The organism is Halobacillus ihumii, assembly GCF_902726645.1.
GTDB classification, from domain to species: domain Bacteria; phylum Bacillota; class Bacilli; order Bacillales; family Halobacillaceae; genus Halobacillus_A; species Halobacillus_A ihumii.
In genome coordinates this window covers 2,451,986-2,475,761 of the sequence record NZ_CACVAO010000001.1, presented here as the reverse complement: position 1 = coordinate 2,475,761, position 23,776 = coordinate 2,451,986, and the positions used below count along the sequence as shown (strand labels likewise).

Here is a 23,776-nt window from a genome sequence, read left to right as displayed (position 1 = left end):
TCCTTCATCACTCACGCTACTTTTACTATCGGAATCTTTTCATAAACGTTAAGCAAAGGTTTACAGCAGTCCGGAAGAAGGGAACAAGAATATAAGGAAAGGAGACTTTACCAATGAGTAATAAAAAACACGAAGAAAAAGAGCATGTCACAAATGAACTAGCGAATTCTTTTAGAAAACGGTCAAAGCTTAAAGATGCTTTCGACCATAAACATGAAGAAAAGGATATTGAAAATGAACAAGAGTCAGATGCCATGTTTGAACATTATTCAGATGATGACACGAAGTAAGCTTTGTCTCAAACCTTGAGGCAAAGCTTATTTTTTATGGGCAGATAACCTATTCACTTTTCAAACTATTTTGTTACTATATAGACACCAACTATTTTATAAGAATAAAAGCGCAAGCGACCCCAGTAGCGCGACAAAATAAATTTGACTCAGTTCGCGATTAAAAACGGCACGTCGTGCGGGGCAAAGAAAGGGTCTGCCTGTTTATGAAAAACAAAAAACTATTTAAGTGGGTTGGAATTGCCATCCTCCTCATCACCTTCGCTGTTGTTGTCCAGTTTTCTATGGATGAAGGGACAAAACCCAGTCTTACCCAGGAAACGTTACCTTCCATGACCCACAAGAATCTTCCCGATGACATAAAGATGGCCAAGAACAAAGCAGAAGTTAGTCAATTTTATGAAACCCTCACACCGGGGATAACAAAGGCTGAAACGCTTGAAATCGTCTCCTCGCCGAACCAGGAATATTCTATTCCCCAACATAAAGGAAATTTGTTTTTAAATGATGTATGGTACACCAGAAATCGTATTTTTATCTATTACAGTTATGACCTTAGTTTAGTTGAGGATTATGATCATAATAAAGACAAAGAAAAACTTCCAGTAGCTATTTCCGATATTGAATTGGAAGCTTTAGACGGGAACATTCCTACACAATCTCTGCAAGTAGCTTTCGCTGATTCTGGAGACTCGATCGCCTATAACGGAAAACTGTACACCTTTGCAACGATCCCGACCATTCGGCTGAAAAATAACACTTCTTTCCGAAACAGGAAAGGGGTACCCTTTGATCAAACAGTGCTTACCGCGCTCCATGTAGAAGTGAACGGGGACCGCTATAAGACAGAGGCGGCTCCCATCCATTTCACCTATGAACCTGGAGATAGCATTTTAAAGACAGCAAAGTTGCATCAAACCTATCAGAAGGACGGGCTCACTGTCGAGCTTAAAAAAGCAAAAGTGGGGCTGACGGATACTCGAATCATCTTAGATATGAGCCACCAATCCTTGCCGATTACCAACTATTTTCAAGCTTCCATCAAATCGAATTACGGGGAAGAAAAAGACGTAAGGTTTCTAGCGCCTTACGGGGAGAATCAGGAAATGTACGTGGCTGAATTCTCTCCATTTGAGAAAACACCCGACTCCTTAACTTTCCAGCTTGAACAAGTTGGCCTGCAATCAGATCAGGGTTATTCGTTCAAAGTAGATGTCACTGATTTCAAAGAAAACATAGGGAAAAACAGCAGAGGCAAAGTAGTCGATGTTCATCAAAAAGTAGCAGCCTTGTATAACACGGATGTCTATTTAAAAAAGAAAATTTATCAACTTCCTGACCAATCAAAATTCATTCTAACATTTAAACCGAAACAAAAGGACCAGGCCATTTCCCTTGCTCCTCACAATAGCTTCATCATGGGAAACGACTACACCCAGAAACCATTTACAGTAGAAAACGACCAAGGCAGCAAAGACGAGGTCCATGTTTTTTCTCCTGATCAGGAATCACTGCATATCTGGGTTTCTGCCTACTCCATTATGGGTGCTGAGGAATTAACCTTTACTGTAGAACATGCCGGCATCAGTAAACGCATCAATCATACATTCACTTTTGATCTAAAAACAGCCAAGTGACAAAGATCACTTGGCTGTATATTTTTCTATTTTACGTTCGATGAAATCGATAATGGACTGATTAAAGGTTGGCCAGTGGGTGGCTGGAAGCTGGTGTAAAGCACGATCCACAATAACTAAAGTCGCATCCGGACACGCACGGTAAAACTTTGCGTGGTGATTAATCCAGACTGCCCTCTCCCCGTACATTAATAATATGGGCATCTTTAATTGATCTAAATGTTGACGGCAATCATGATTAAAGGCCTGCTTATAAAACTCATACCATACCTTTGGATCTGATTTGTTCATGTGCTCACGAAGTTCCTGTTTATATTCCGGCCTTCTAAAATGGGATTTTCCTAAAAGCATAGCAAGAGTCTGAGGACTTTTCTTCACCCACCTCATCCCCATGCTGAATTCAAAGCGTAAAAAGAACGTATCGACGAAAGGGAAAGCACCTGACAAGATAAGTGCTTTAACTTTATTAGGGTATTGAAGGGCAAAATATTGAGCTACGGCTCCTCCAGCTGAATACCCAACAAGAATGATTTGATCAATGTGCAAAACATCGATTAATTGTTTAATTTCTTCCGCAAAATCTTCAAGGCTTGGGGAAAGATCAGTCGTATCTGAATCTCCATGGCCGCTCAGATCAGGAAGAATCAACCGATATCGGTCAGCAAGTTCATGCTGCTGCATGAACACTTTTCTTCCCATCCCCGGTGGATGGAGGAACAGAAGTACTTCTCCCTCCCCTGCATCTTCATAAAACAACCTTTGCCCAAATTGGTTTGTAAAATAAGGCATAAGCATCCCTCACTGACATTTCTTAGACCATTATTCTCCCCTGAAACGTTCTGAATTATGTAATGTCCATCCACAATTTTGTGAATATTCCTTGACGTTTAATAAGGACATGCTTAAATATCTCTCTCTTAAAATTGACCTGACTATTACAGAGTCGTAAACTGATGTATAGAAACAAAGGAAGAAAGGGTGCCTTCATGAATCATAAACGTTTAATTATACCTATATTACTTGTTATCGTTGCCCTTATATTAGCCAGTTGCGGTACCAAAGAGCTAAAAGAGCCGCTAAATTGGGAAATTGGCAGTATCCAGGGCACCACCCAGAATAAAGGAGAATTTTCGATTGATGAAATGGAAGGAAAAGTGTGGCTCGCTGATTTTATCTTCACTTCCTGTACGACAGTTTGCCCGCCTATGACCAGGAATATGGCTAAAATCCAAGATATGCTTAAAGAAGAAGGGATCGAAGCTGAAATCGTATCATTCAGTGTCGACCCTAAAGTAGACACGCCGGAAAAGCTGAAAGAATTCGCTTCTGCTCAAGGAGCTGATTTTAGCAATTGGACATTTGTTACAGGTTACACGCAAGATAAAATCGAATCATTTGCTAAAGAAAGCTTCCATACAATCGCTGATAAGCCGGAAGGTGCTGATCAAGTGGCTCACGGATCCCAGTTTTTTTTAGTTAATCAAGAGGGGAAAGTTGTAAAGTATTATCGAGGCGCAAGTGATGTACCGTTTGGGCAAATTGTTGAAGACGTCAAGATTGTCGCTAACTAGAACAGCAGCTCCGGCGCCCGAAGTTCGGTTGAAAACGGAGCTGGGTTAAAAGTAATTTCACTTAAGAAGTTTAGTTATGTTCCAGCCACTAAAAAAGCTGATTACCTGAATTGACAGGTACTCAGCTTTTTTCTTATACGCGGCCCTTCAGGCAGAATAAACTTTTTCTTTATGAGCATTCAAGCACTTCCCTAGATGATCACGGGCCCTTTTCATCCGTGTCTTTAGCGTGTTCTCATTCATATGAAGGGCTGAGGACATTTGTTTAACAGATAATTCTTTAAAATAGTAAAGCTCTACTGCTTCATGATAGTCTGGCTGCAATAACCCGATTGCTTCATGAATCATCTCATTATCTTCTTTTTCCACCATGACCGCCAGCGGATTCTGCTGGTCCGCCTGTACAACATGCAGCCATTGGTCCTCCCAAGGGGAAACCTTTCGATAAGTGTAGCTGCGAAGATAATCTTTGCATTGATTGATCATTATTCTAAATACCCAGGCCCGAAGACTATTTCCCTGCTGAAAAGAATCGAATTTTTCATATGCTTTCAAGAATGCCTCCTGAACCATATCCTCAGCTATCATCACATCTTTTACATAGGACTGTGCCGTACGCAGTAATGTTGAATATTCATGGTTCATGACTTCTGTCAGCACGATCTCTTTATCATTTATCATTTTTGCCCACTCCATTGTATCCCCTGCACTCATTCATTCTTTTTATATAATCTAATCGTACTATATTTCATATATTTTCAAATCTTTTTATTGAACTATTATCAAGGGACAAAAAAGCAAATGAATATTAAAAATTACAGCTGAAAATTAAGAAACACTTATGTTTTTACAGCTGTTCCATTTTTATGTAACTTTAGACCTATTCTTAACTTGTCGATTCCTGTATGATAGAGATAGGTAATTTTTTCAAGGAGGTGTAGGATAATGGATATTGGCAGGAGAATTTCCATCTATCGTAAGTTACATAATATGACCTTGCAGCAGCTTGGCGGAGAACATCTATCTACGGCCCATCTTAGTAAAATAGAAAATGGCCACCGACGGCCAGGTGTTAACACTTTACAGGTCATTTCTAAAGCATTGGGCATGCCGGAGGCCTTTTTCACTAAATATGAAGCGGAAGACCATGAAGTACGCCACGTCCTCAACCAGTTACAATTGTTTATTATTACCGATTTAGACAGGGCAGGTCCCCTTATTGAAGCCATAGATGAGAATTATTATGAATATTTATACCATGTTAATCAGGAAATGTACTTTCTTTTATTAAAATGCAGCTATTATTGCAAATCACGTATGGCCAAGAAGGCCAAGATGCTTTACGACCGGTATATTCAAGCCTATCTTCACAAATATGCGCTTGAGGATTTACCTCCTTATGTGAGAAATGCCTATCATTACTGTCAGGGTATCAGAACCTATCAGCAAGCTGATTTCCTAACCAGTTTGCGTCATTATCAGGACTTTTCCCTTGCCAAAAGTCCCCTTCCTATAAAGGCTGCTCTTACTTATAATCGGGCCGTTTTATCAAATGCTCTCGAGGACTACCAGATGGCGATAGATTATTGTAAAGAAGTGCGAACCTATTATGAAAGTCTTAATCAAACAGAAGATGTGGGCATGATTTTGAACCTGCTTGGGGTTATCTATCTCAATCAAAAACAATTTGAGGAGGCCATGAAATTTCTAGACCAAGCCCAGGAGCTGTCTGAGCAAGACGAGAACCGCTATCTCCTTGCACAGATTCTTCATAATAAAGGAGTGGTGATGAGGAATTTTGGGCAAAACAAAAAAGCCTGTTCCTTCCTAGAACGCGCCCTTAAACTGAAGGAACTAGAAGGAGAGACTGCAAATAAACAAATTTCTTATCATTCCTTATGTAAGTCTTATTTACAAGAAGGAGATTTGCCGCAAGCTCAAAGTATTTTTAATACAGCAAAAGATGAGATTAGTGATGAGGCTGACCACTACTATCTTCTCGAGTCCTTTCTTGATTACTATCGACAAACAGGAGATCAAGTCCGCTACGAGCAAGGATTAGAAAGCTGTATTGCTTACTTTGAAAAAGGAACAGATAAAGAACCGCTAGAAACACTCTATCAAAAACTTGGCGATCACTTCTATGAGTTAGGAAAATACAAGCGAGCCGCCGACTATTACCTCGCCCACATAAAAACCACCTCTGATCTTCCAATTATTGGATGACCTGAGGTGGTGCAAACTGGAATAAATGCTAATTAACTTACAACTGAGCGAATGAAATCAGCTAATGATTGGAAGAAGTTCCGTACAGCTGATGTGAGGCTGTTCCAGAATCCCTCATCATTCACTAAGTCTTGAATACCGCCTGCTAGTTCATCAAGCTGGTCCTTCACTTGATCAAAGTTTATATTCAAATCACGCATTTGTTCAAAGAGATCAACGAGTCGTTGGCGGTCCTCAGGACTTAATTCAATATTTAAATTCTGCAGCTGATCCTGCACAATTTGTTCTACCTCTTCTTTAGTAGCAGGATTTTGTTCAGCGATCGCTTTTTTAATTTCCGTCAACAATTTACTGACTTGCGCTTGGTCAACTCCTGATTCTTTACTGATAGAAGTCGCTACATCCAGCTCTTCGCTGGCCACTTCCATGCGTTCCTTATCGAGTTGAACTCCTTTAGCATCGTAAGCTTTGTAAATACCTGTTAAAGCAGAATGTCCGCTAACTTTTACAGAAGAAGCGACGAATACATCTGCATTCTCTACACCAGCTGTCAATAGAGCATTTGCGTACATTTCCTTCGTTACTTCTGTGATATGATCTGGTGTTACGATCTCAATATTTAGCCCTGTGCCATTATCCTGGTGTATAATTTTAACGGAGGAGTACATATTTGAATTCGGGTTTCCTCCAATATAGTTTGCAATATCCTGACCTGTAACGGTAAACTCGTCCACTTGTTCATGTTGATTTACCTCAAGCAGCTCAGACACTTTGCTTTTCTGCGACTGCGTCAGGGCTTCACCATAAACTACGATCGGCAATCCCAGCTTTTCATTTATTCCTTCACTCCCTGTAGAAGCGAACACTCCTTTTGGGATTATAAAACTAACGATCATAATGAATGCTAAGAGCAACAGACTTTGCTTCTTCATAACCACAACTCCCTTTTTGCTAGATTCACAACTCGAATAAGATTATGCTAAACTTAGACTTTATTATACCTATTTTTAATTAGATAACATCAACTCTTCGGCTTATTTTAATATTTTTTTCATATAATTATACGTTCTTCAATGGGAAAACGTTTCACTTCTGGTTATTTTAGAAAGGAAGGAAAGGTATGAAGATTTTAAAGCAATTCGGTTTATACCTCTTTACCTTAGGGCTTTTCATCGCGGGGGTAACTCACTTTATTTATGATAAAGGCTATGCACAAATGATTCCTGATTTTATACCGCTCGAGCTTGAGATTGTCTATATGACAGGTAATACGGAATGGCTGCTTGCATTGCTGCTTATCTTTCCGCAATCCAGACGTGCAGCCGGAATCGCAACAGCTCTTTTCCTCGTCGCTGTTCTTCCGGCTAATATTTATGCTGCCATAAATGGAATCCCTGCACCGTGGAGCGAGGATTCAAGTCTGGTTCTTCTTTGGATTAGACCATTTCTGCAGCCGTTATTGATTTGGTGGGTGCTAGCTGTATCAAAATAGTCGAAACCGCTTATTCTGTTTGATACACTTATATTATGACATGATAAGGAGGCTGCCACATGCGCTTACAAGGAAAAAAAGTTATTCAACTCGTAAGTAAAGACTTCGAAGATTTAGAACTATGGTATCCATTGCTGCGCTTGCAGGAAGAAGGAGCAACGGTACATCTAGTTGGCGAGAAAGCAGGCGAAGTGTACCCGGGAAAGTATGGGGTGCCCGCAGCTTCTGACTATGCCTTTGATGAGATTGATCCGGCAAACTACGATGGCATTCTTGTTCCGGGCGGGTGGTCACCTGATAAACTGCGCCGTTATGACAGTGTGCTTAACATGGTACGTCATATGAATGAACATCACAAACCGATCGGTGAAATATGCCATGCCGGCTGGGTACTGATTTCGGCTGGTATTTTAGAAGGACGCCAAGTTACCAGCACGCCTGGCATTAAAGATGATATGATCAATGCTGGAGCAACATGGTACGATGAGGCTGTTGTCAAAGATGGCCATATTATCTCTGCGCGCCGTCCTCCGGATCTTCCGCCATACGCAAAAGCTTTCGCTGATTTATTAGCTGAATCCTAGGTCATTTGCTTGAAAGTCACAGTTTAAAAATGACTGGACTTTCAAGCGGTGCGTCCTAACAATATAATGCTTTCCCAAATGGTTCTTACTACGATGATCATAAAAGCTTAGCCATGTAATACTCATCCACAAATTCCCCGTCAATAAACAAAGAGTTTCGTTTCCTCCCTTCTACTTCAAATCCCCTCTTTGTATATAAGCCCACCCCCGCCTCATTATTGACCACAACTGTCAATTCCAGCCTGTGAAGACTTTGTCCAAGCGCCCATTGCTCCATTGTTTTGAAAAGCTCATTTCCTACACCTTTGCCTCTATTTGTACTTAAAATTCCAATGACCAAGTGAACCGAATGCTGCTGTCGTCTGGCAGAGCTATTTATGGCCATGATATACCCTATAAACCGATCATTTTCATGGGCAGCAAAAATAATTGAATTTCCTGCCTTCTCCATCCCCACTATTCGAGAATGCATTTGTTCCTTCGTAGTCTTTCTTTCACCTGCTTCATACAGCATATACCGTGATTCTGTTTCAACCTCTTTAATTAATCCCACTAACTTCCCCGCATCTTCAGGCATAACTTGTTTAATCTCCATTATAGATCTCCCTTATGTATATCCCTTATGTATATCACTTTTCTCGTTATTATACCTGATTGTAGAATATAAAAAAGGGAGCACTTGATTTGTGCTCCCTTTTGCCTAGCGGCGATGTTGAACAAGATCGATGGTACCTAATACTACATGGGCTAATCCGAAGCCAAAAATAGTGTTGGCAACCATTTTATTTGAACCGTGTTTCTGCTTCAAGACATAACCAGTGGTCGTAACAGCTGAACCTAATGCAGTTGGAATTACACCTTCACGCATAGTAGTCATTGTCCTCTCGCAGTCAAAGTTAGTTGGTGACTTTGCACCATTTTTATTGTTAGCCTTCAGCGTGTAACTATTCAGTCATTGGTGCTGAAATCAGAAGAAATAATGAATCATCACAGGGCATTCCAAGAATTGCTGCTGCCTGATTTCTTCATGTTTTCCTTCCCTGTTCGAATTTGAGTAAATTCTTTTCATAGAACATTCCCTCTATTCCTTACTGCAGATGGGGCTGTATTCCTCCGCTATTTTGCATAACTCTCATATCTTCAGGTGGTGTACCATGAATATAAGCTGGGGCTGGTATAAGATTCGGGTTCTGACCATTGGCCCCTGGGTTCTGAACATATTCAAATGTACCATTTCCATCCAATGCTGGACCACTGGCCCAACGCCCCGTACTGCTTTCCTCTCCTTCAGAAAAGTTCATAAACGAATAAGCCACATCTAATTTCTCGTGATCCGGACTAAATGTGCTAGGGACCACAGCACCCTGGGTTTGTTCTAATTCTTCAATAGCAGCCATCCATTGATTTTGGTGCATTTTATCTCTGGCGATCAAGAAAGAAAGCATATCCCTTACCCCAGGATCAGTTGTCATTTCATATAGACGAACAACTTGAAGACGCCCCTGTGACTCCGCATTTAAATTTGCTCTGAAGTCTGCCAGCAAGTTGCCGCTGGCAATTGTATAGCGTGCGTTCCATGGGTATCCGGCTGCATCATTCGGCTGGGCTCCAAGACCGTTTACAATTGCATGCTGAGGGTTCATCCCGCCTAGTACAGCTTCTACTGCAGGATCTTTGGCACCCTGTTCCTGATCATGTGCTGGTGCTCCATCGAGTAATTGGGCAATCATTGTGGCAATCATCTCTACGTGGGCAATTTCCTCTGTACCAATATCTAAGATCATGTCCTTATACTTGTTTTCAGCTCTACAGTTCCACCCCTGAAAAAGGTATTGCATCATTACTGACATTTCCCCATACTGACCGCCTAATATTTCTTGAAGCTTTTTTGCATAAACCGGGTCAGGCTGAGAGGGTTTAGCGTTATATTGAAGTTCTTTTACATGTGAAAACATCTTATTCCCCTTTTCAATTAGTCATTTACTTTTATTATTTTTTGTGAAAAAAATGCTTTTATCCCCGATAAATTTTGCCAAAAAAAATCCGCCTTCATAGTTGAAGACGGACTTTATGCACATTATTGCATCGGAACAGGAGTGAAGAAACCTGCCATATCCTGTGTAGCTTCCTGTGGTGCTGGCATTAAAGGATAGTATCCTTTTTGCACCATATACTGCCACGTTTCATAGGCATGTCGGTTACTGTTTAAAAAAGCCTTTTCTAAAAAATGACGCAAATCAGGGTTCGCACACTCCACCGCTGCAGCAGCATAGTTTTTTGCTGAACCCTTTTGATTTAATAAATATGCCGTAGCAATCTCTCTGTCATTGTGTGTTTGCACCTCTGTTCTCGGTTGTCCAGGTTGAAAAGGCACAGTTCCAGTCGTGAAGTCTGACAGTTTTCTTACTGGCTGATCAGGTTGAAATTTACTGATGTCTGGAGTGGTTTGGCTTTGTAAAAATTCAACCTTCAAATTGTAATCCGCTACGTGTAGGGAAATTGACGTGTCAGCATATCTTTAAGTTCAGGATCTTGCGCTTGCTGAATAAAACTTGCCATACAGCCAATTGTATTATAGCAGCCCATTGTTAGTTCAGTTAAATCGTGTAGTTCATGTGATGCTAACTGCATATGATCTTCCTTCCTCAATTCTTAATAACCAAGCACATATTTATTCTGTACAATTGAATTTAAAATAATATAACCTCATTATATTTATCATCTCATCCACTTTCGAAAGAGTTTTTTGATGGGAGGAAGATGGCTTGCAAGTACTATTAAAAAGTTATCTCAGGAATAAAACGATTGATATGGGAATCCAGTTCACTTTTATACTGATCCAATTCAGGCTGTTTCTTTACGTCAAAACAAGCAAATGTATCAATTGGCTTCATTCCAGTATATTTATGAATTAGATGCAGATGAAAAAGAACTTCCTCCACACCCCTTCCTTCAAAAAATTTGTCTGGATTGTTAAATGCAGAACGCGGGGCATTCCATGTTGTTGAAAACATGTACCGTTTACCATGAAGCAATCCCCCCGTCCCATAATCACTTTGATTTCCTTTGAAAAATACTCCATACTCATGAACGGTATCAAAATACTTTTTCAACAGGGCGGGAACACTGTAACAATAGACCGGAGTTTGGTATATTACAATATCTGCCCACTTCACCTTTTCTTGTTCTTCTCTCACTTCATAGCCTTCTTGTATGGTCGTTGTTTTAACTTCGCATGTTTTCCTTAATTTTTCGATCAGGTATTGAAAAAGGGTTTGATTGAGTTCACCTTTGGAATGGGGATAATATTCGTGCCCGTTAATAACAAGAGTTTTCATGCTAAACCTCCCCTGGTTGTTTAGTTATACTATTATGGATACCCTAATTTTCTCTTCCTAATTAAAAAGCATGTTCCTCGCCAAAGGAACATGCTTTCTTTCTAATCAAGAGCTTTGCCTGCTAACATCCTTAACACTGCATCATCCATCGGTGGATTATGAAGACCTGCACGAACGTCTCGATACAACTTCTCAAATGGCTGTTGTTTCGATAATCCTCGCCCGCCAGCGATCCGCATAGCCAGATCAACAACTTCATTTGCTGTATTCGTCACCGCAAGCTTTACTGCTGCAAGTTCGGTACCCATCTTCATACGTTTCTCCGGCTCTTCATCCCATTTCCTAGCCGTTGCATACATAAAGCTGTGTGCCTGCATGAGTTTCCATTCCATCTCGCCAATTTTATCCCTGATATGCCCTACCTCTGAAATTGTCGTATCAAGACTGTTTGGCTGAAAGGATACGGCAAACTCAATAGCCGCGTCTCTAGCTGCTACAGCGATTCCTAAATAACATGCAGGAATATGAAGCAGCCACCCCTTTGGAGAAGGCTTACTTTGCCCCTTGATCTCAACTAAATCGTGTTCATTCACTTCCACTTCATCAAGAATTAAATCGTCACTCTCCGTACCACGCATTCCTAGTGTGTCCCAGATTTTATCAATACGAAGACCAGGCTGATGCCTGTCAATTAAGAACCATCCTACTTCATCTAGGTCTTCGACGTAGGCGGAGACAATATAATAATCCAAGTGGTCGGCCATTGATGCAAATGTTTTACGGCCAGTGAGCACATATCGCCCCTCTCTTTTTACAGCCTTTGTTTCCGGAATACCACCTCTGGTTGGACTCCCCGTCCCTGCTTCCGTCGCTAAACGGTTCACAACCTTTTGTTCACTTGCGATCTCGGAGGCTAACCGCTCAAATGTTTCCAGCTTCCAAGGTTTATCATCACTTAGTTCCATCACAATTCCAAGGTGCCACCCCATGGACAGGGCTGTTGAGCCATCACCGACGGCTATCGTTTCCTGTAATAGTAGAAATTCGTACAAAGAAAGATCTTCGCCTCCATATTTGGCAGGCAAGGTAAAAGACGGATATCCCTCTTGTTTGATGACTTTCAGAGTTTCATCAGAAAAAACAGCCTCCCGGTCTGAATCGCTCACGTGTAACCGAGCTTCTTTTGCTATATTCGCGGCTCTTTTAATTAAACGCTGCTGCCTTTCATTTTTAATGAAAGAATCTAATATTGTATTCATTCACTACTCACTCCCCATTGCTTTCATTCTTAAATCATACTAAATGAGTCGGGTTTAGAACAACTATTCGATTCTATGTCTATTTCTTTTAATACTTTCATAGCATGTACAAAAGCGCTTATTTTACAAACTTATTACAAATTCCCTATGTATTTAAAGGATATGGAAGTTGTCCGTAATATACCCTGTCTAAAAAGCTTATATTCATCATAATCGGAAAATTTAGAGTTTGCTGTTTTTTTATAGGCTTGGTAGTATGAATACTACTTGCCTAGATATCCCGCCCTAAGACTGATGCACCACATTTCTTTATACTTACAATATAAATCAATCTAAGGAGGTCAATTATGAAAAAGAGAGTACTCTCGATTCTTATGATTGCGTTTTCCATCATGCTATTAGCAGCCTGTGGATCTGAAGAATCTAATGGCGGCGGCGATGGTGGAGATTCTGCTCTCGCTAAAGTTAAAGAACAAGGTTATGTGACAGTTGGATTTGCGAACGAAGCACCTTATGCGTATAAAGAAGGAGATGAGCTAAAGGGTGTAGCTGTTGAAATCGCAAAAGCAGCATTTAAGAATATGGGAATTGAAGAAGTAAGAGGTGAAATCGCAGAATGGAAACAGCTTATTCCAGGTGTTAAAACCGGAAAATTTGACGTTATTACCGCTGCGATGGCTATTAAACCAAATCGTTGTGAACAAATTGACTTCGGTATGCCAGGAATTAAATATGGTGAAGGAATGGTTGTTGAAAAAGGAAACCCTCTTTCTTTAACTAGTTACAAAGATATTGCAGAAAACTCAGATGTGAAAGTTGCGGTTATGTCAGGAGCTACAGAGGTTGACTTTCTGAAAAGCGCAGGAGTAAGTGAAGATCAAATTGAAACATACCCTGATATTGCAGCTACTCTTGATGCTGTTAAAACTGGACGCGCTCAGGCAACTACTGCTACTGAACTAACCGTGAAAAAAGCTATGAAATCAACAGGCGGCGAATCACTTGAATATGTTGAAGATTTCGAACAGCCAGATGTAGAAGGCGTTCCAAGTTACGGTGCGGCCGGCTTCGCTCAAGATGCTGACGAACTCCGTGAAGCCTATAACGCAGAGCTCGAAAAAATGAGAGAAAGCGGTGAGCTGGCGGAGATTGTAAACTCCGTAGAATTCTTCGGCGATAATAATCTCATCACAGAAGACATAACAGTAGAACAACTTTGTAAAGGGTAAATAACGAATGTGAAAGGCACCCGATACCCGGGTGCCTTTTTTTCAGAAAAACGAAAGGGTGAACTCAAATTAGCAATTATATTGAGATAATTCCCATACTATTAGAAGGCTTAAATATAACGATTACTGTTCTAATAGGATCAGCTATTTTTGGCTATCTTATTGCGTTTTTAGCCGGGTTCGGACGCCTTTCTAAGAATTTTTTAATTCGAAACTTCACCAAAGTTTATATTGAAGTGTTTAGAGGGACGTCATTAGTTGTCCAGTTGTTCTGGTTTTTCTATGTTCTCCCGGGTTTATTAGGTATTGAACTGTCCGCCTATCTCATAGGAGTTATCACGATAGGAATGAATTATGGTGCCTATATGTCTGAAGTCGTCCGTGGGTCGATTTTAGCTGTTTCCTCAGGACAATCAGAAGCAGCGACTGCATTAAATATGTCTCGTTTTCAGCGAATGAGATTCGTAATCCTGCCCCAGGCCATTCGTATGATGCTCCCGGAGTTTGGAAATTACCTCATTCAAATGTTAAAAGCGACCTCACTCGTTTCTATCATATCGCTGGCCGATATTACTTATGTAGGCTTACTGTACCGCGATGCCAACATCTCTGAAGGTGTGGCAGTTTTTACAATGCTCCTTGTGCTATACTTCATCATTGCCCTTCCGCTCATCGGCTTAACACGCTGGCTTGAACGCTGGGCTTCGAAGGGAGTGGCTACTGAATGAAATGGAATTGGAGTACAGTTGTTGATGTTTTCCCTTACATTTTCGAAGCCATGTGGACGACTCTCGGCCTAACCATTATTTGTTTTACTGTATCGCTTATAGTAGGCGGGATATGGACAGCTCTTAGAAGAATTAAATTCAAACCAGTCTATTGGCTTATTAGTTTCATAATTGAATTTATTCGTTCTACTCCACCGCTTGTCCAGCTTTATTTTCTGTTCTTCGCATGGCCGTTAATCCCTTATGTCGGGGTAACGCTAGAGCCGTTTACTGTGGCCATTCTTGGTTTAGGTGTTCATTTCAGCACATATATTTCCGAGATTTACCGTTCTGGAATCGAAGGCGTGCCGAAAGGACAATTAGAAGCGGCAACAGCACTGAATTATACAACAGCACAAAAATGGACAAAAATCATCTTACCCCAGGCGATCCCGCCTGTCATCCCGATGCTTGGTAACTACTTGATCATAATGTTTAAAGAGATTCCTTTAACCATTGTTGTGGGTGTGGCCGGAATGCTGACTGCTGCTGAAGTGTACGGAGTCAATAACTTCGAATATTTAGAACCCTACACACTCGTTGCTTTCTTCTTCCTGGCGATGAGTTATCCATCAGCTCTATTTGTGCAATGGCTTGAGAAAAAATTAAATAAACGCTACAAATCTGACAATAAAAAACCTAATAAAAAAGGAGTGACAGCCTCATGAGCCAACCACTCGTAGAATATAAAGATGTACACAAATCATTTGACGATGTTGAAGTACTTAAAGGCATTAACTTGACAGTGACCCCCGGAGAAAAGCTTGCCCTGATTGGACCAAGCGGCTCCGGGAAAACGACAATCATCCGCATGCTAATGACACTTGAGAAACCAACATCCGGCATCATCAATGTCGACGGTACTCCACTTTGGCATAAAGAAGTAAAAGGGGAACTTGTTCCAGCTGATGAGAAACACTTGCGCCAGGTAAGGGGAAACATCGGCATGGTTTTTCAACATTTTAATTTGTTTCCCCATATGACCATTTTGAAGAATTGCACGTCGGCTCCTATTAACGTGTTAGGTATTTCTAAGGAGGAAGCCGAACAACGAGCTAAAGAAATGCTCACCAAAGTTGGGCTTGGAGATAAACTTGAATCTTACCCAGCCCAATTGTCAGGAGGACAACAGCAGCGTGTAGCGATCGCCCGTGCTGTTGTTATGCGCCCGAAAGTCATGCTCTTTGACGAAGTTACTTCTGCGCTCGATCCGGAGACTGTGGGAGAAGTGCTTGAAGTCATTAAGGACATTGCCAAGGAGGGCGAAATGGCTATGATCCTTGTTACTCATGAAATGGATTTTGCACGAGATGTAGCGGATCGAATAGTTTTTCTTGAAGGAGGAAAAATTGCCGAACAAGGACCGCCTCAGCAAATATTAGAGAATCCAGAAAGTGACCGTCTACAATCCTTCCTGGAACGATTCCGCTCTACCCTATAGAAGCAAAGACGCAAAAAAAACACTTCATCGTATTTTACGGTGAAGTGGTTTTTTGTTTTTTACAAACTGTTTAAAAAAACTGAAGGAGTTTAATGCTTCCTCTCTCGGGAAGATTAATACAAAATAACATTCATGATCAAAAAACGATTGAAAGGAACGCTGCTCATGAAAAAATCCAATAACATCACTCGGGAAAAAGGATTAGATCATAGTATTACTTTATTGTCTGAAGGTTACCAATTCATTCCAAAAAGAACTGCTCGCTACGGAACAGATCTCTTTCAAACGAGACTGCTCGGGCAAAAGGTAATTTGTATGTCAGGTCAAGAAGCGGCAAAGATGTTCTATGATAAAGAACGATTCCAACGCGATGGTGCCGCCCCAAAAAGAATCCAAAAAACGTTATTTGGTGAAAACGGAATTCAAACAATGGATGGATCACCGCACGAACACCGTAAGCAGCTTTTTATGTCACTCATGACAGATTCAAGACTGCAACGGCTCGGTGAATTAACCAAACACTATTGGGAGCAGCGAGCTGCCAAATGGAAGAAAAAAGATAAAATAGTATTGTTCAATGAAGCGCAGGAGGTTCTATGCCAGGCCGCTTGCGAATGGGCCGGTGTGCCAATTAAAAAAGCAGATATCCCCCAAAGAGCAGCTGATTTTTCCAATATGGTGGATGCTTTTGGAGCCGTTGGGCCAAGACATTGGCGAGGAAGAAAAGCAAGAGCCAGGGCAGAGAAATGGATTCGACAAGTTATTAAACAAATCCGTTCTGGTAAATTAAAGGCAGATGAAGAAAGCGCCGCATATGCTATGGCCTTTCATAAAGACTTAGAAGGCAAACCATTGAATATAAGCATGGCCGCTATCGAATTAATTAATGTACTGCGTCCCATTGTAGCCATTGCCACTTATATTACATTTGGTGCCTTAGCGTTGCATAAACATCCTGAATTGCACGACGAGGTGAAGGATTATAATGAAGACCGTACACAAATGTTTATTCAGGAAGTCCGACGGTACTATCCTTTCGGGCCATTTTTAGGAGCTCGTGTACGACGCAGTTTCATCTGGAATCAATGCCATTTTAACGAAGGCCAGTTAGTGTTGCTCGATATTTATGGAACCAATCACGATTCACGCTTATGGAAGGAACCATACACTTTCACTCCCAAACGATTCAAAGACTGGAATGGCGGCCTATTTGATTTGATTCCGCAAGGCGGCGACTATTATAAGAATCACCGGTGTCCTGGAGAATGGGCAACGATTGAAGCCATGAAGGTCAGCTTAAACTTTTTACATCAACTTAACTATAAAGTGCCCAAGCAAAACCTGAATTATAGTATGGTTAGGATGCCTACACTGCCTAAGAGCAAATTCATAATGACTAACGTTGAGCTAAAATAGATTTAGAGATCACGTTCATTCAGGCACATTGAAACTCCAGTCCATGCTGATTGGAGTTTTCAATTTGGCTTTAAAATCCGAAGATCATCCTGCAATTGTCTATACTTGCACGACCCTTTTCTATATCCACGACTTATTGTTCAGCATATCCACAAATGCTTCTACTTGAGGAAGAGCACAAATCTCCTCTTTTACACACAACCATGTTTCTCTGACTAACGGTTTTCCACTTAGCTCTAATGAAAGGTGAGGTAAATCCATTAATTCCTCTGTCACCATACTCTTAGGAAGAACCGTCATCCCTAACCCTGTCTTCATCAACTCCTTTGCTGTTTCAAACTGATCCACCTTCATCGAGCGCCGCATATTCAAACTCTTTTGTTCCAGCATCCAGCCTTCTATTAACTTTTGATAGTCAGCGTCTGTCTTAAACTCTATGAATGGACGTTGTTCCTTCCCGATTTCTTTCGTGTCAAAAAGATAGAGCTGATCACTGAATAAGTGATAAGATTTGTAATCTAAGGGTGGTTCTCCGCGAACAATGGATACATGAAAATCAGCAGCTGACTGCCGTATTTCTTCACTTATCCCTGTAATTAGATCAATGGTGACCTTAGGATAAATTTTTGTATAAGCGTCTAGAATCATTGGGAGATAATGCTGACTTACTAAAGAAGAAACACCAAGTGACAGGGTCCCCGCCACCTCATCCACTGACTTGATCAGCTGATGATGTAATTTAGTTTCCTGAACAAGCAATTGTTCAGCATGTTTGATAATTTGTTCACCCGCAGCCGTTACAACTAACTGCTTTGGTGTACGCAGGAAAACCTTCACTCCAAAGTAATCTTCTATATATTTCAAGCGCTGCGTGATAGCGGGCTGTGATATAAGTATTTTCTTCGCTGTTGCTCTGATCGTTTTATGCTTTTTTAAATATAAAAGCAATTGGTAGTCCTCTATTCTCATAAGACCCCTCCCTATAACTTATTCTTATCAACTTTAATTATAATTCAATATTATACTTATTTCATAAGCTGCGGTAGGATGAAATTAGTTCAAAGATGTGGGGTGTTCGGATGAATCGCTTAAATAGAAATAAGCTGTTATCAGGCTACTTTTTATACGAATGCGGAAGGGCTATGTACTTTGTTCTTGTTACATGGTTTCTCTTTCAATGGACTGAGAACGCCATATTTACTGGATTATTTGTCAGCTTAGGGTTCGTTCCGGGTTTGTTCTCAAATTTAATCTTCGGGGTGCTTGTGGATCGACATAATCGTAAGATGCTTGCGAACCTTGCAGGTGGAATGAGCCTGTTCATTCTATGTGTGCTTCTCGTCTCATTTGTTTACGATTGGGTCACCCCATGGTGGATTATCGTCACCCATATGGTTCTTCAGACTACGGGTTCCTTGTTCCGTCCATCGCTTCAAGCATTAGTTGCTGAAGTATTTGACCAACGAGAGTTACCGAGGATTTTTTCATTATCGGGATCAGCTACCATTTCTGGAAGTTTATCAGGAGCAGCTTTAGGAGGGCTCTTTTCCAGTTGGGTTGAAACTCCTTTATCTTTGGCCATGGTGCTCGTCTTTTACCTGGGGGCCTTCTTCTCCATTTTCCTAATGACCTATACTCCATCACCCGAGCGGGATCATATAAAAAAACAGCGATTTTTATCCGAGTTGAAAGACGGTTTTTCCTACTTAAAGAGTCATTCCATACTTCATAGTCTATTTGTGATGATGATGCTTGGACAGCTCACCTTTCATACAACACTTGGTTTTCTCTCTGTGTATACGAGTGCGTATTTAAATCGTTCAGCACTTATTTACGGGTTCCTCGATGTTACTTTTTCAATTGGAGGGATTACAGCCGGGTTATTAGGAGCATGGTGGTGGAAAAAGTTGAAAAACCATTTGGCGTTTTATTCACTGGCAAGTGTAGCCTTAGGGTTGCTCCTGTTAGGTATTACAAGGAATATATGGATAGCCTTTATTGGTGTTCTCTTCGTCGGGGTCGGTACCTCTTTTGTAAGAGCTCTGTTGCAGTCTGTTCAACAAATAGCTACGGAAAAAGAATATCATGGAAGAATGTCAAGCTTTCGGATGTTATGTAACCAAACATCTGTTGTCATCACTGGCCCATTATTCGGTATCCTTGCGTCCACGTTTAGCGCAAATATCGTATTTATGACGCTTCTTATCCCAGTTAGTTTAGGAATGCTTTGGTCAATCTATCAGTCCCGCCATCCTCTTTTCATTGAAATTACATCAGATAAAAGCGCATAGAAATGAGGTATGTCATTAAGACACACCTCATTTTTTCATATGTTCTAATTAAGTACGTTGCAAGCAAGCTTTGCGTTTATCTTGTTTCTTCCTTCGGTGTTTTATAAACTTTCTCTACCTCAACTCCCAGAGTCTTCAAATAATCGACGAACTGGTCCAGGCTCTTCATGTTTTCACCTCAGTATAACTTGCAAAATTTGGCTCGAAGCCACACCTAATCGTGCCCATCTATTGTGTACGTTAGGACTCATTCGAATGTTTCAACTTTTTCTCCAATTTTACCATACCCTTCAGCAAGCTAAATTATGCAGGTATTATAGATTTCCTTGCAGATTAAAGAATTCCTCCATCAATTCGATAAATACTTCCGCGTTTTTGGACAGTTCCTGTTCTGAAGCTGGGAACACATATGAAAAGAAACGTGTAGGCGGTTTGATAAATGGAAGATCATAAATATGATGATGAGCATGGGAGTGGTCTACAACCGTTTTTGAAATTAAAGATAAACCAAGTCCTTGTTTCACTCCTTGGATGACTCCATGATTACTGCCAATCGTAATCATTTTACGAGGACGTATATTATAAGATTCAAGGATAGAATCCATCACTGCCCGTGTTCCCGATCCTGCTTCACGCCCAATCCAAGTATGATCTTGAAGTTGATGAAATCCCACTTCCTCCTGTTTGCGCATGGAATGTTCAAGAGGCACGACCACGACCATTTCGTCTTCTAAAAACGGCACAGAGTCCAGATCCCTTTCACTGACTTGCCCTTCTACGAGACCAATATCCAAATCATGCAGCTGAACACCCCGATTAATCCGTTCTGTATTTTCAATTTCAATCTCCAAATCAACTTCTGGATATCTTTCGTCAAAAACCTTCAGCAGCCCAGGCAGAATATATTCCCCGACCGTATAACTCGCGCCTATATGCAAAGAACCTCGCAATTGATTATGGTAATCATTAACTTCCGTCCGTGATTTATCAATGACTCCTAAAACCTGGCGTGCTCTCTGATAGACTAATTCTCCTGTTTGTGTCAGCTGAAATCTTTTCGGAGAACGGTCAATTAACGTTGATTGATAAAACTTTTCCAAATTTTTAATATGGAAACTTACTGTAGGTTGAGAAAGATTTAAAGTTTTCGATGCTTTTGTGAAACTCTGCAATTCGATGACCGTGATATATGTTTTTAGCGCTTCAAAATCCATGTAGTTCACCCTAATGATTAAAATTATTAATACTTACTATTATAAAGTTTTATTTTACTAATAACTAGTCCGAATCGTATAGTATGTTTATACTCAATTATTAAAGAAGGTAAAATTATGTTCGCTTATCAAGGAAATAAAATGGGTCCCTGGTTAACAGGGGTTGGCTTCACTTTTTTACTAGCATTGTTCGGTTACGGCCTCGCTTTATTGCCAGGTTTGAATCAGATTGGCCCTCTGGCCACATCTATTCTCATTGCTGTGTTGTACCGGCACTTTTTGGGGTATCCTGAAAAAATTCATACAGGGATTCAGTTTTCCTCTAAAAAGTTGCTGCGTATCGCAATCGTTTTATTCGGTCTCAAACTTAATATCAACGTCATTTTAAATGAAGGAGCAGCTTTATTTTTAAGAGATCTGTTCGTCATTCTTTTCGCAATTGGGGTGATGATGATGCTTGCCCGCCTCTTCAAAGCTGACCGCTCCATTTCCTTGCTGATTGGGATTGGAACTGGTATTTGCGGGGCGTCTGCGATCGCTGCCGTTTCCCCGATTCTGAAGGCAAAAGAAGAGGATACAGCTATTAGCGTAGGAATCATTTCATTTGTTGGCACCGTTTTCGCATTAATATATACGATATTGAGACCCTTCCTTCCACTTGGAGCAGAAGCTTACGGCATGTGGGCCGGGCTCAGCCTTCATGAAGTGGCAAACGTAGTATTGGCCGGAGCACCTGCTGGAGAAAATGGGCTGGCTATGGCTTTACTTGCTAAACTTGGACGTGTATTTCTACTTATACCTGTAAGTCTAATCATCATTTGGATCATGGGGCGAAAGGGAAACAAAGAATCCAACAATCAAGCAGCCTTCCCCTGGTTTTTAGTCGGTTTTATTGTGATGAGCTTGCTAGGAAGTTACGTGTTAGGTACTTATATTCCTGTACCTGATTCATTTACTAATGCAGTCTCTGTCGTGACCTCGTTTATTTTAACAATGGCTATGGTGGGCCTTGGTGTTAATATCAGTCTGCATGATTTACGAGATAAAGCGGTCAAGCCTATAATTGCTGTTGTCATTACTTCGATTCTATTATCTATCGTTTCGTACGCGCTCGTATGACATGGACCCTTGGAGGTACACAATGATCACGAAGTTAGATCATAAAAGTTTACAAATAGCTCGGCAAATCCTAACTGTTCAAATTCCTTCTTATCGAGAGGAATCAAGACTCTTACAAACGGACCGCATTCCGAGGCTTTATGATTCTGTTAACGATATTCTGTCTTGTGATGAAAGATTTCTCGGTTACTTCCAAAGAGAGCGGCTTATCGGCTTCATCTCTTTTAAGAAAAAGGAAGTTAACCTGGTGGATATCCATCGCCTTGTGGTTGACCCAGCCTATTTCAGGCAAGGAGTTGCAAAATCGTTATTATCATCGTTATTCAAAAAGTTTCCAAACTCGACTTTCATAGTTAGTACTGGGAAAGGCAACACCCCTGCTCAAACCCTTTATGAGAACGAAGGTTTCATTCAGACAGGAGTCACCCAAGCCGCACCAAATCTATGGATCAATCACTATAAGCGAATTCCTGAACGATAGCCTCACGTCCTCTAACTAATAGACCTTCCATTATTTGGATGACCTGAGGTGGAACTTTCTTACAATCTCCCTCTACACAAATAAAGCCCGGGAATCCCGGGCTTTATTTGTGTATCTCATATTGGTCTTTTTCTTCTCTCACATATTTGTTGTACCTGAGCTGGAACCAGTAGAATAAATGGACAGCAAGCACTTTGAAAATTGCGTATCCAGGAATCGCCACAATAATTCCTAACACCCCAAACAAATGGCCGGCTGTCAGCAGGACAAAAATTATTGTAACAGGGTGAATGTGTAAACTTTTCCCCATAATCTGAGGGGAAATAAATTTTCCCTCCAAAAGCTGGACAGCAGTCCAGACAAACGCCAGCTTTAACACCATAAACGGCGATGTTACAATAGCAATGATCAACGCAGGCATAATCGCAATCGTCGGTCCAAGATACGGAACAACACTGGTAACACTGGCAATTGCCGCTAATAGCAGCGCATAATCCAGCCCGATAATGATAAATCCAATATACATCATAATACCAATACAGAAACTTACAATGATCTGCCCCTGGATATAAGCACTAAGCTGATGATCAATTCCTTTAAAAACGCTGGAAATCTCGGGTCTGACTTTAGGAGGAAGCACTCTGAGAATCATCCTTGGCAGCCTCTCCCCGTCCTTAAGAAGGTAGAATAAAATAAATGGTAAAGTGATGATCGCAATAATGACCGTGGTTAATGTAGAGATAAAGTTCGTAATCCCTTCGATCGTCGACCCTGCAAAAGTGGAAAGATCCTCTGGCAAACGGTCAACCAAACTGCCAACATCCGTAAATAAGTTATCATAGTAACCCGCAAACATAGAATTCCTTAACCATTCGTCAATAGAATTCGCCATCTCCATCAAGTACTGAGGAAGTTCTTCGGCAAGACTCATGAACTGTTTCTCCAGAAAGGGAATGATAAGGATAACTAGAAAAGTAATCATTCCCGCAACAAGGACAAGGGTAATGAGGATCCCCCATATCCTTTTGATATGAAACCGCTCCAATAGACCGATGATCGGCCTTAATAAATAGTAAGCCACAACTGTTAGAATGACGGGTAAAGCAATGGTTTCTAAAAATACAACGAGCGGGTGGAAAATAAAAGAAACTTTTGTATAGACTAATATATTTACTCCTATAAAAAGGATAATCCCAAGTATGTACAACAAATTGCGCCCGCCAAAGAAGCGGATTACCGGTGTTGCATCCCATCGATTCATTTTCTACAGCCCCTTTATTACCCTCAACCATAATTTACTATATCTATTATTCTAGCATATGAATAAAAAATCATGCCTTTAAAAAGGCACGATTATGTTAATATCTTTTTGATCTGCGTTTGTTCATTATTTTCTTTATAATTGGATAGATCATTGGACC

The 23,776-nt window shown here is 40.8% G+C and carries 25 protein-coding genes and 1 pseudogene; 14 read left to right on the top strand and 12 right to left on the bottom strand.

Features of this window, described 5'->3' with window-relative positions; all coding sequences use genetic code 11:
- The first annotated feature begins 113 nt into the window (after nt 1–113).
- On the top strand, nt 114–290 hold the full coding sequence (locus G6R08_RS12360) for a hypothetical protein (protein ID WP_163528276.1): 177 nt from the start codon (nt 114–116) through the stop codon (nt 288–290).
- A 206-nt stretch (nt 291–496) separates the two neighbouring features.
- Nucleotides 497–1,927, top strand: a complete 1,431-nt coding sequence (locus G6R08_RS12355) for a hypothetical protein (RefSeq protein ID WP_163528274.1) — start codon at nt 497–499, stop codon at nt 1,925–1,927.
- A gap of 6 nt (nt 1,928–1,933) precedes the next feature.
- Here G6R08_RS12355 and G6R08_RS12350 read toward each other — a convergent pair whose 3' ends face one another.
- Nucleotides 1,934–2,716: an alpha/beta fold hydrolase gene (locus G6R08_RS12350; protein WP_163528273.1), complete on the bottom strand. Its 783-nt coding sequence runs from the start codon at nt 2,714–2,716 to the stop codon at nt 1,934–1,936.
- A 197-nt stretch (nt 2,717–2,913) separates the two neighbouring features.
- Between G6R08_RS12350 and G6R08_RS12345 the strand changes: the two genes are divergently transcribed.
- Nucleotides 2,914–3,498, top strand: coding sequence for an SCO family protein (locus tag G6R08_RS12345; RefSeq protein ID WP_163528271.1), 585 nt, complete (start codon nt 2,914–2,916; stop codon nt 3,496–3,498).
- A 147-nt stretch (nt 3,499–3,645) separates the two neighbouring features.
- On the opposite strand, the gene G6R08_RS12340 is transcribed toward G6R08_RS12345, so the two are convergent.
- Nucleotides 3,646–4,179 (bottom strand): sigma-70 family RNA polymerase sigma factor, encoded by a 534-nt coding sequence (locus G6R08_RS12340; RefSeq protein ID WP_163528268.1) that lies wholly within the window; start codon nt 4,177–4,179, stop codon nt 3,646–3,648.
- 264 nt (nt 4,180–4,443) lie between these two features.
- On the opposite strand from G6R08_RS12340, the gene G6R08_RS12335 reads away from it, so the two are divergent.
- Nucleotides 4,444–5,724, top strand: a complete 1,281-nt coding sequence (locus tag G6R08_RS12335) for a tetratricopeptide repeat protein (RefSeq protein WP_163528267.1) — start codon at nt 4,444–4,446, stop codon at nt 5,722–5,724.
- 32 nt (nt 5,725–5,756) lie between these two features.
- Here G6R08_RS12335 and G6R08_RS12330 read toward each other — a convergent pair whose 3' ends face one another.
- Nucleotides 5,757–6,656 (bottom strand): DUF1002 domain-containing protein, encoded by a 900-nt coding sequence (locus G6R08_RS12330; RefSeq protein ID WP_163528265.1) that lies wholly within the window; start codon nt 6,654–6,656, stop codon nt 5,757–5,759.
- A 188-nt stretch (nt 6,657–6,844) separates the two neighbouring features.
- Between G6R08_RS12330 and G6R08_RS12325 the strand changes: the two genes are divergently transcribed.
- Together G6R08_RS12325 and G6R08_RS12320 are read left to right on the top strand one after the other, a co-directional pair.
- The gene (locus G6R08_RS12325; protein WP_163528263.1) at nt 6,845–7,216 is read left to right on the top strand and encodes a DoxX family protein; all 372 of its coding nucleotides are present in this window, start codon (nt 6,845–6,847) and stop codon (nt 7,214–7,216) included.
- A 59-nt stretch (nt 7,217–7,275) separates the two neighbouring features.
- Nucleotides 7,276–7,800 carry a type 1 glutamine amidotransferase domain-containing protein gene (locus tag G6R08_RS12320; protein ID WP_163528261.1) on the top strand — a complete coding sequence of 175 codons (525 nt, stop codon included), beginning with the start codon at nt 7,276–7,278 and terminating at the stop codon, nt 7,798–7,800.
- 97 nt (nt 7,801–7,897) lie between these two features.
- Here the strand turns inward: G6R08_RS12320 and G6R08_RS12315 are convergent, their stop codons facing one another.
- The 6 genes and pseudogenes from G6R08_RS12315 to G6R08_RS12290 form a co-directional block, all read right to left on the bottom strand.
- The gene (locus G6R08_RS12315; RefSeq protein ID WP_163528259.1) at nt 7,898–8,395 is read right to left on the bottom strand and encodes a GNAT family N-acetyltransferase; all 498 of its coding nucleotides are present in this window, start codon (nt 8,393–8,395) and stop codon (nt 7,898–7,900) included.
- A gap of 105 nt (nt 8,396–8,500) precedes the next feature.
- Nucleotides 8,501–8,677: an asparagine synthase gene (locus G6R08_RS12310; RefSeq protein ID WP_079525433.1), complete on the bottom strand. Its 177-nt coding sequence runs from the start codon at nt 8,675–8,677 to the stop codon at nt 8,501–8,503.
- Nucleotides 8,678–8,888: 211 nt separating this feature from the next.
- The gene (locus tag G6R08_RS12305) at nt 8,889–9,755 is read right to left on the bottom strand and encodes a manganese catalase (protein ID WP_163528257.1); all 867 of its coding nucleotides are present in this window, start codon (nt 9,753–9,755) and stop codon (nt 8,889–8,891) included.
- A gap of 122 nt (nt 9,756–9,877) precedes the next feature.
- A pseudogene (locus tag G6R08_RS12300) lies at nt 9,878–10,431 on the bottom strand (spore coat protein).
- A 146-nt stretch (nt 10,432–10,577) separates the two neighbouring features.
- Nucleotides 10,578–11,138, bottom strand: coding sequence for an NAD(P)H-dependent oxidoreductase (locus G6R08_RS12295; protein ID WP_163528255.1), 561 nt, complete (start codon nt 11,136–11,138; stop codon nt 10,578–10,580).
- 101 nt (nt 11,139–11,239) lie between these two features.
- On the bottom strand, nt 11,240–12,397 hold the full coding sequence (locus tag G6R08_RS12290; RefSeq protein ID WP_163528253.1) for an acyl-CoA dehydrogenase family protein: 1,158 nt from the start codon (nt 12,395–12,397) through the stop codon (nt 11,240–11,242).
- 347 nt (nt 12,398–12,744) lie between these two features.
- Here G6R08_RS12290 and ehuB point away from each other — a divergent pair, with 347 nt between their 5' ends.
- The 5 genes from ehuB to G6R08_RS12265 all read left to right on the top strand — a co-directional run bounded on the left by ehuB (nt 12,745) and on the right by G6R08_RS12265 (nt 17,250).
- Nucleotides 12,745–13,626 carry an ectoine/hydroxyectoine ABC transporter substrate-binding protein EhuB gene (ehuB, locus tag G6R08_RS12285; protein ID WP_163528252.1) on the top strand — a complete coding sequence of 294 codons (882 nt, stop codon included), beginning with the start codon at nt 12,745–12,747 and terminating at the stop codon, nt 13,624–13,626.
- 68 nt (nt 13,627–13,694) lie between these two features.
- The gene (ehuC, locus tag G6R08_RS12280; protein ID WP_163531300.1) at nt 13,695–14,354 is read left to right on the top strand and encodes an ectoine/hydroxyectoine ABC transporter permease subunit EhuC; all 660 of its coding nucleotides are present in this window, start codon (nt 13,695–13,697) and stop codon (nt 14,352–14,354) included.
- Complete coding sequence (ehuD, locus tag G6R08_RS12275; RefSeq protein ID WP_163528250.1) at nt 14,351–15,061, top strand: ectoine/hydroxyectoine ABC transporter permease subunit EhuD; 711 nt, start codon at nt 14,351–14,353, stop codon at nt 15,059–15,061. Before ehuC ends, ehuD begins: the two co-directional genes overlap by 4 nt.
- Nucleotides 15,058–15,834: an ectoine/hydroxyectoine ABC transporter ATP-binding protein EhuA gene (gene ehuA / locus G6R08_RS12270; protein WP_163528248.1), complete on the top strand. Its 777-nt coding sequence runs from the start codon at nt 15,058–15,060 to the stop codon at nt 15,832–15,834. Before ehuD ends, ehuA begins: the two co-directional genes overlap by 4 nt.
- A gap of 165 nt (nt 15,835–15,999) precedes the next feature.
- On the top strand, nt 16,000–17,250 hold the full coding sequence (locus G6R08_RS12265; protein WP_163528246.1) for a CYP152 family fatty-acid peroxygenase CypC: 1,251 nt from the start codon (nt 16,000–16,002) through the stop codon (nt 17,248–17,250).
- Between the two features lie 120 nt (nt 17,251–17,370).
- On the opposite strand, the gene G6R08_RS12260 is transcribed toward G6R08_RS12265, so the two are convergent.
- Nucleotides 17,371–18,219 carry a LysR family transcriptional regulator gene (locus G6R08_RS12260; RefSeq protein WP_163528245.1) on the bottom strand — a complete coding sequence of 283 codons (849 nt, stop codon included), beginning with the start codon at nt 18,217–18,219 and terminating at the stop codon, nt 17,371–17,373.
- Between the two features lie 110 nt (nt 18,220–18,329).
- On the opposite strand from G6R08_RS12260, the gene G6R08_RS12255 reads away from it, so the two are divergent.
- Entirely contained in the window at nt 18,330–19,541 is a 1,212-nt protein-coding gene (locus G6R08_RS12255) for an MFS transporter (RefSeq protein WP_163528242.1), read from the top strand.
- 314 nt (nt 19,542–19,855) lie between these two features.
- Here the strand turns inward: G6R08_RS12255 and G6R08_RS12250 are convergent, their stop codons facing one another.
- Complete coding sequence (locus G6R08_RS12250; protein ID WP_163528240.1) at nt 19,856–20,755, bottom strand: LysR family transcriptional regulator; 900 nt, start codon at nt 20,753–20,755, stop codon at nt 19,856–19,858.
- 117 nt (nt 20,756–20,872) lie between these two features.
- Between G6R08_RS12250 and G6R08_RS12245 the strand changes: the two genes are divergently transcribed.
- On the top strand, nt 20,873–21,874 hold the full coding sequence (locus G6R08_RS12245) for a YeiH family protein (RefSeq protein ID WP_163528238.1): 1,002 nt from the start codon (nt 20,873–20,875) through the stop codon (nt 21,872–21,874).
- A gap of 22 nt (nt 21,875–21,896) precedes the next feature.
- Nucleotides 21,897–22,355: a GNAT family N-acetyltransferase gene (locus tag G6R08_RS12240; RefSeq protein ID WP_163528236.1), complete on the top strand. Its 459-nt coding sequence runs from the start codon at nt 21,897–21,899 to the stop codon at nt 22,353–22,355.
- A gap of 103 nt (nt 22,356–22,458) precedes the next feature.
- Here the strand turns inward: G6R08_RS12240 and G6R08_RS12235 are convergent, their stop codons facing one another.
- Nucleotides 22,459–23,616, bottom strand: a complete 1,158-nt coding sequence (locus tag G6R08_RS12235) for an AI-2E family transporter (protein WP_163528234.1) — start codon at nt 23,614–23,616, stop codon at nt 22,459–22,461.
- Nucleotides 23,617–23,776 lie beyond the last annotated feature (160 nt).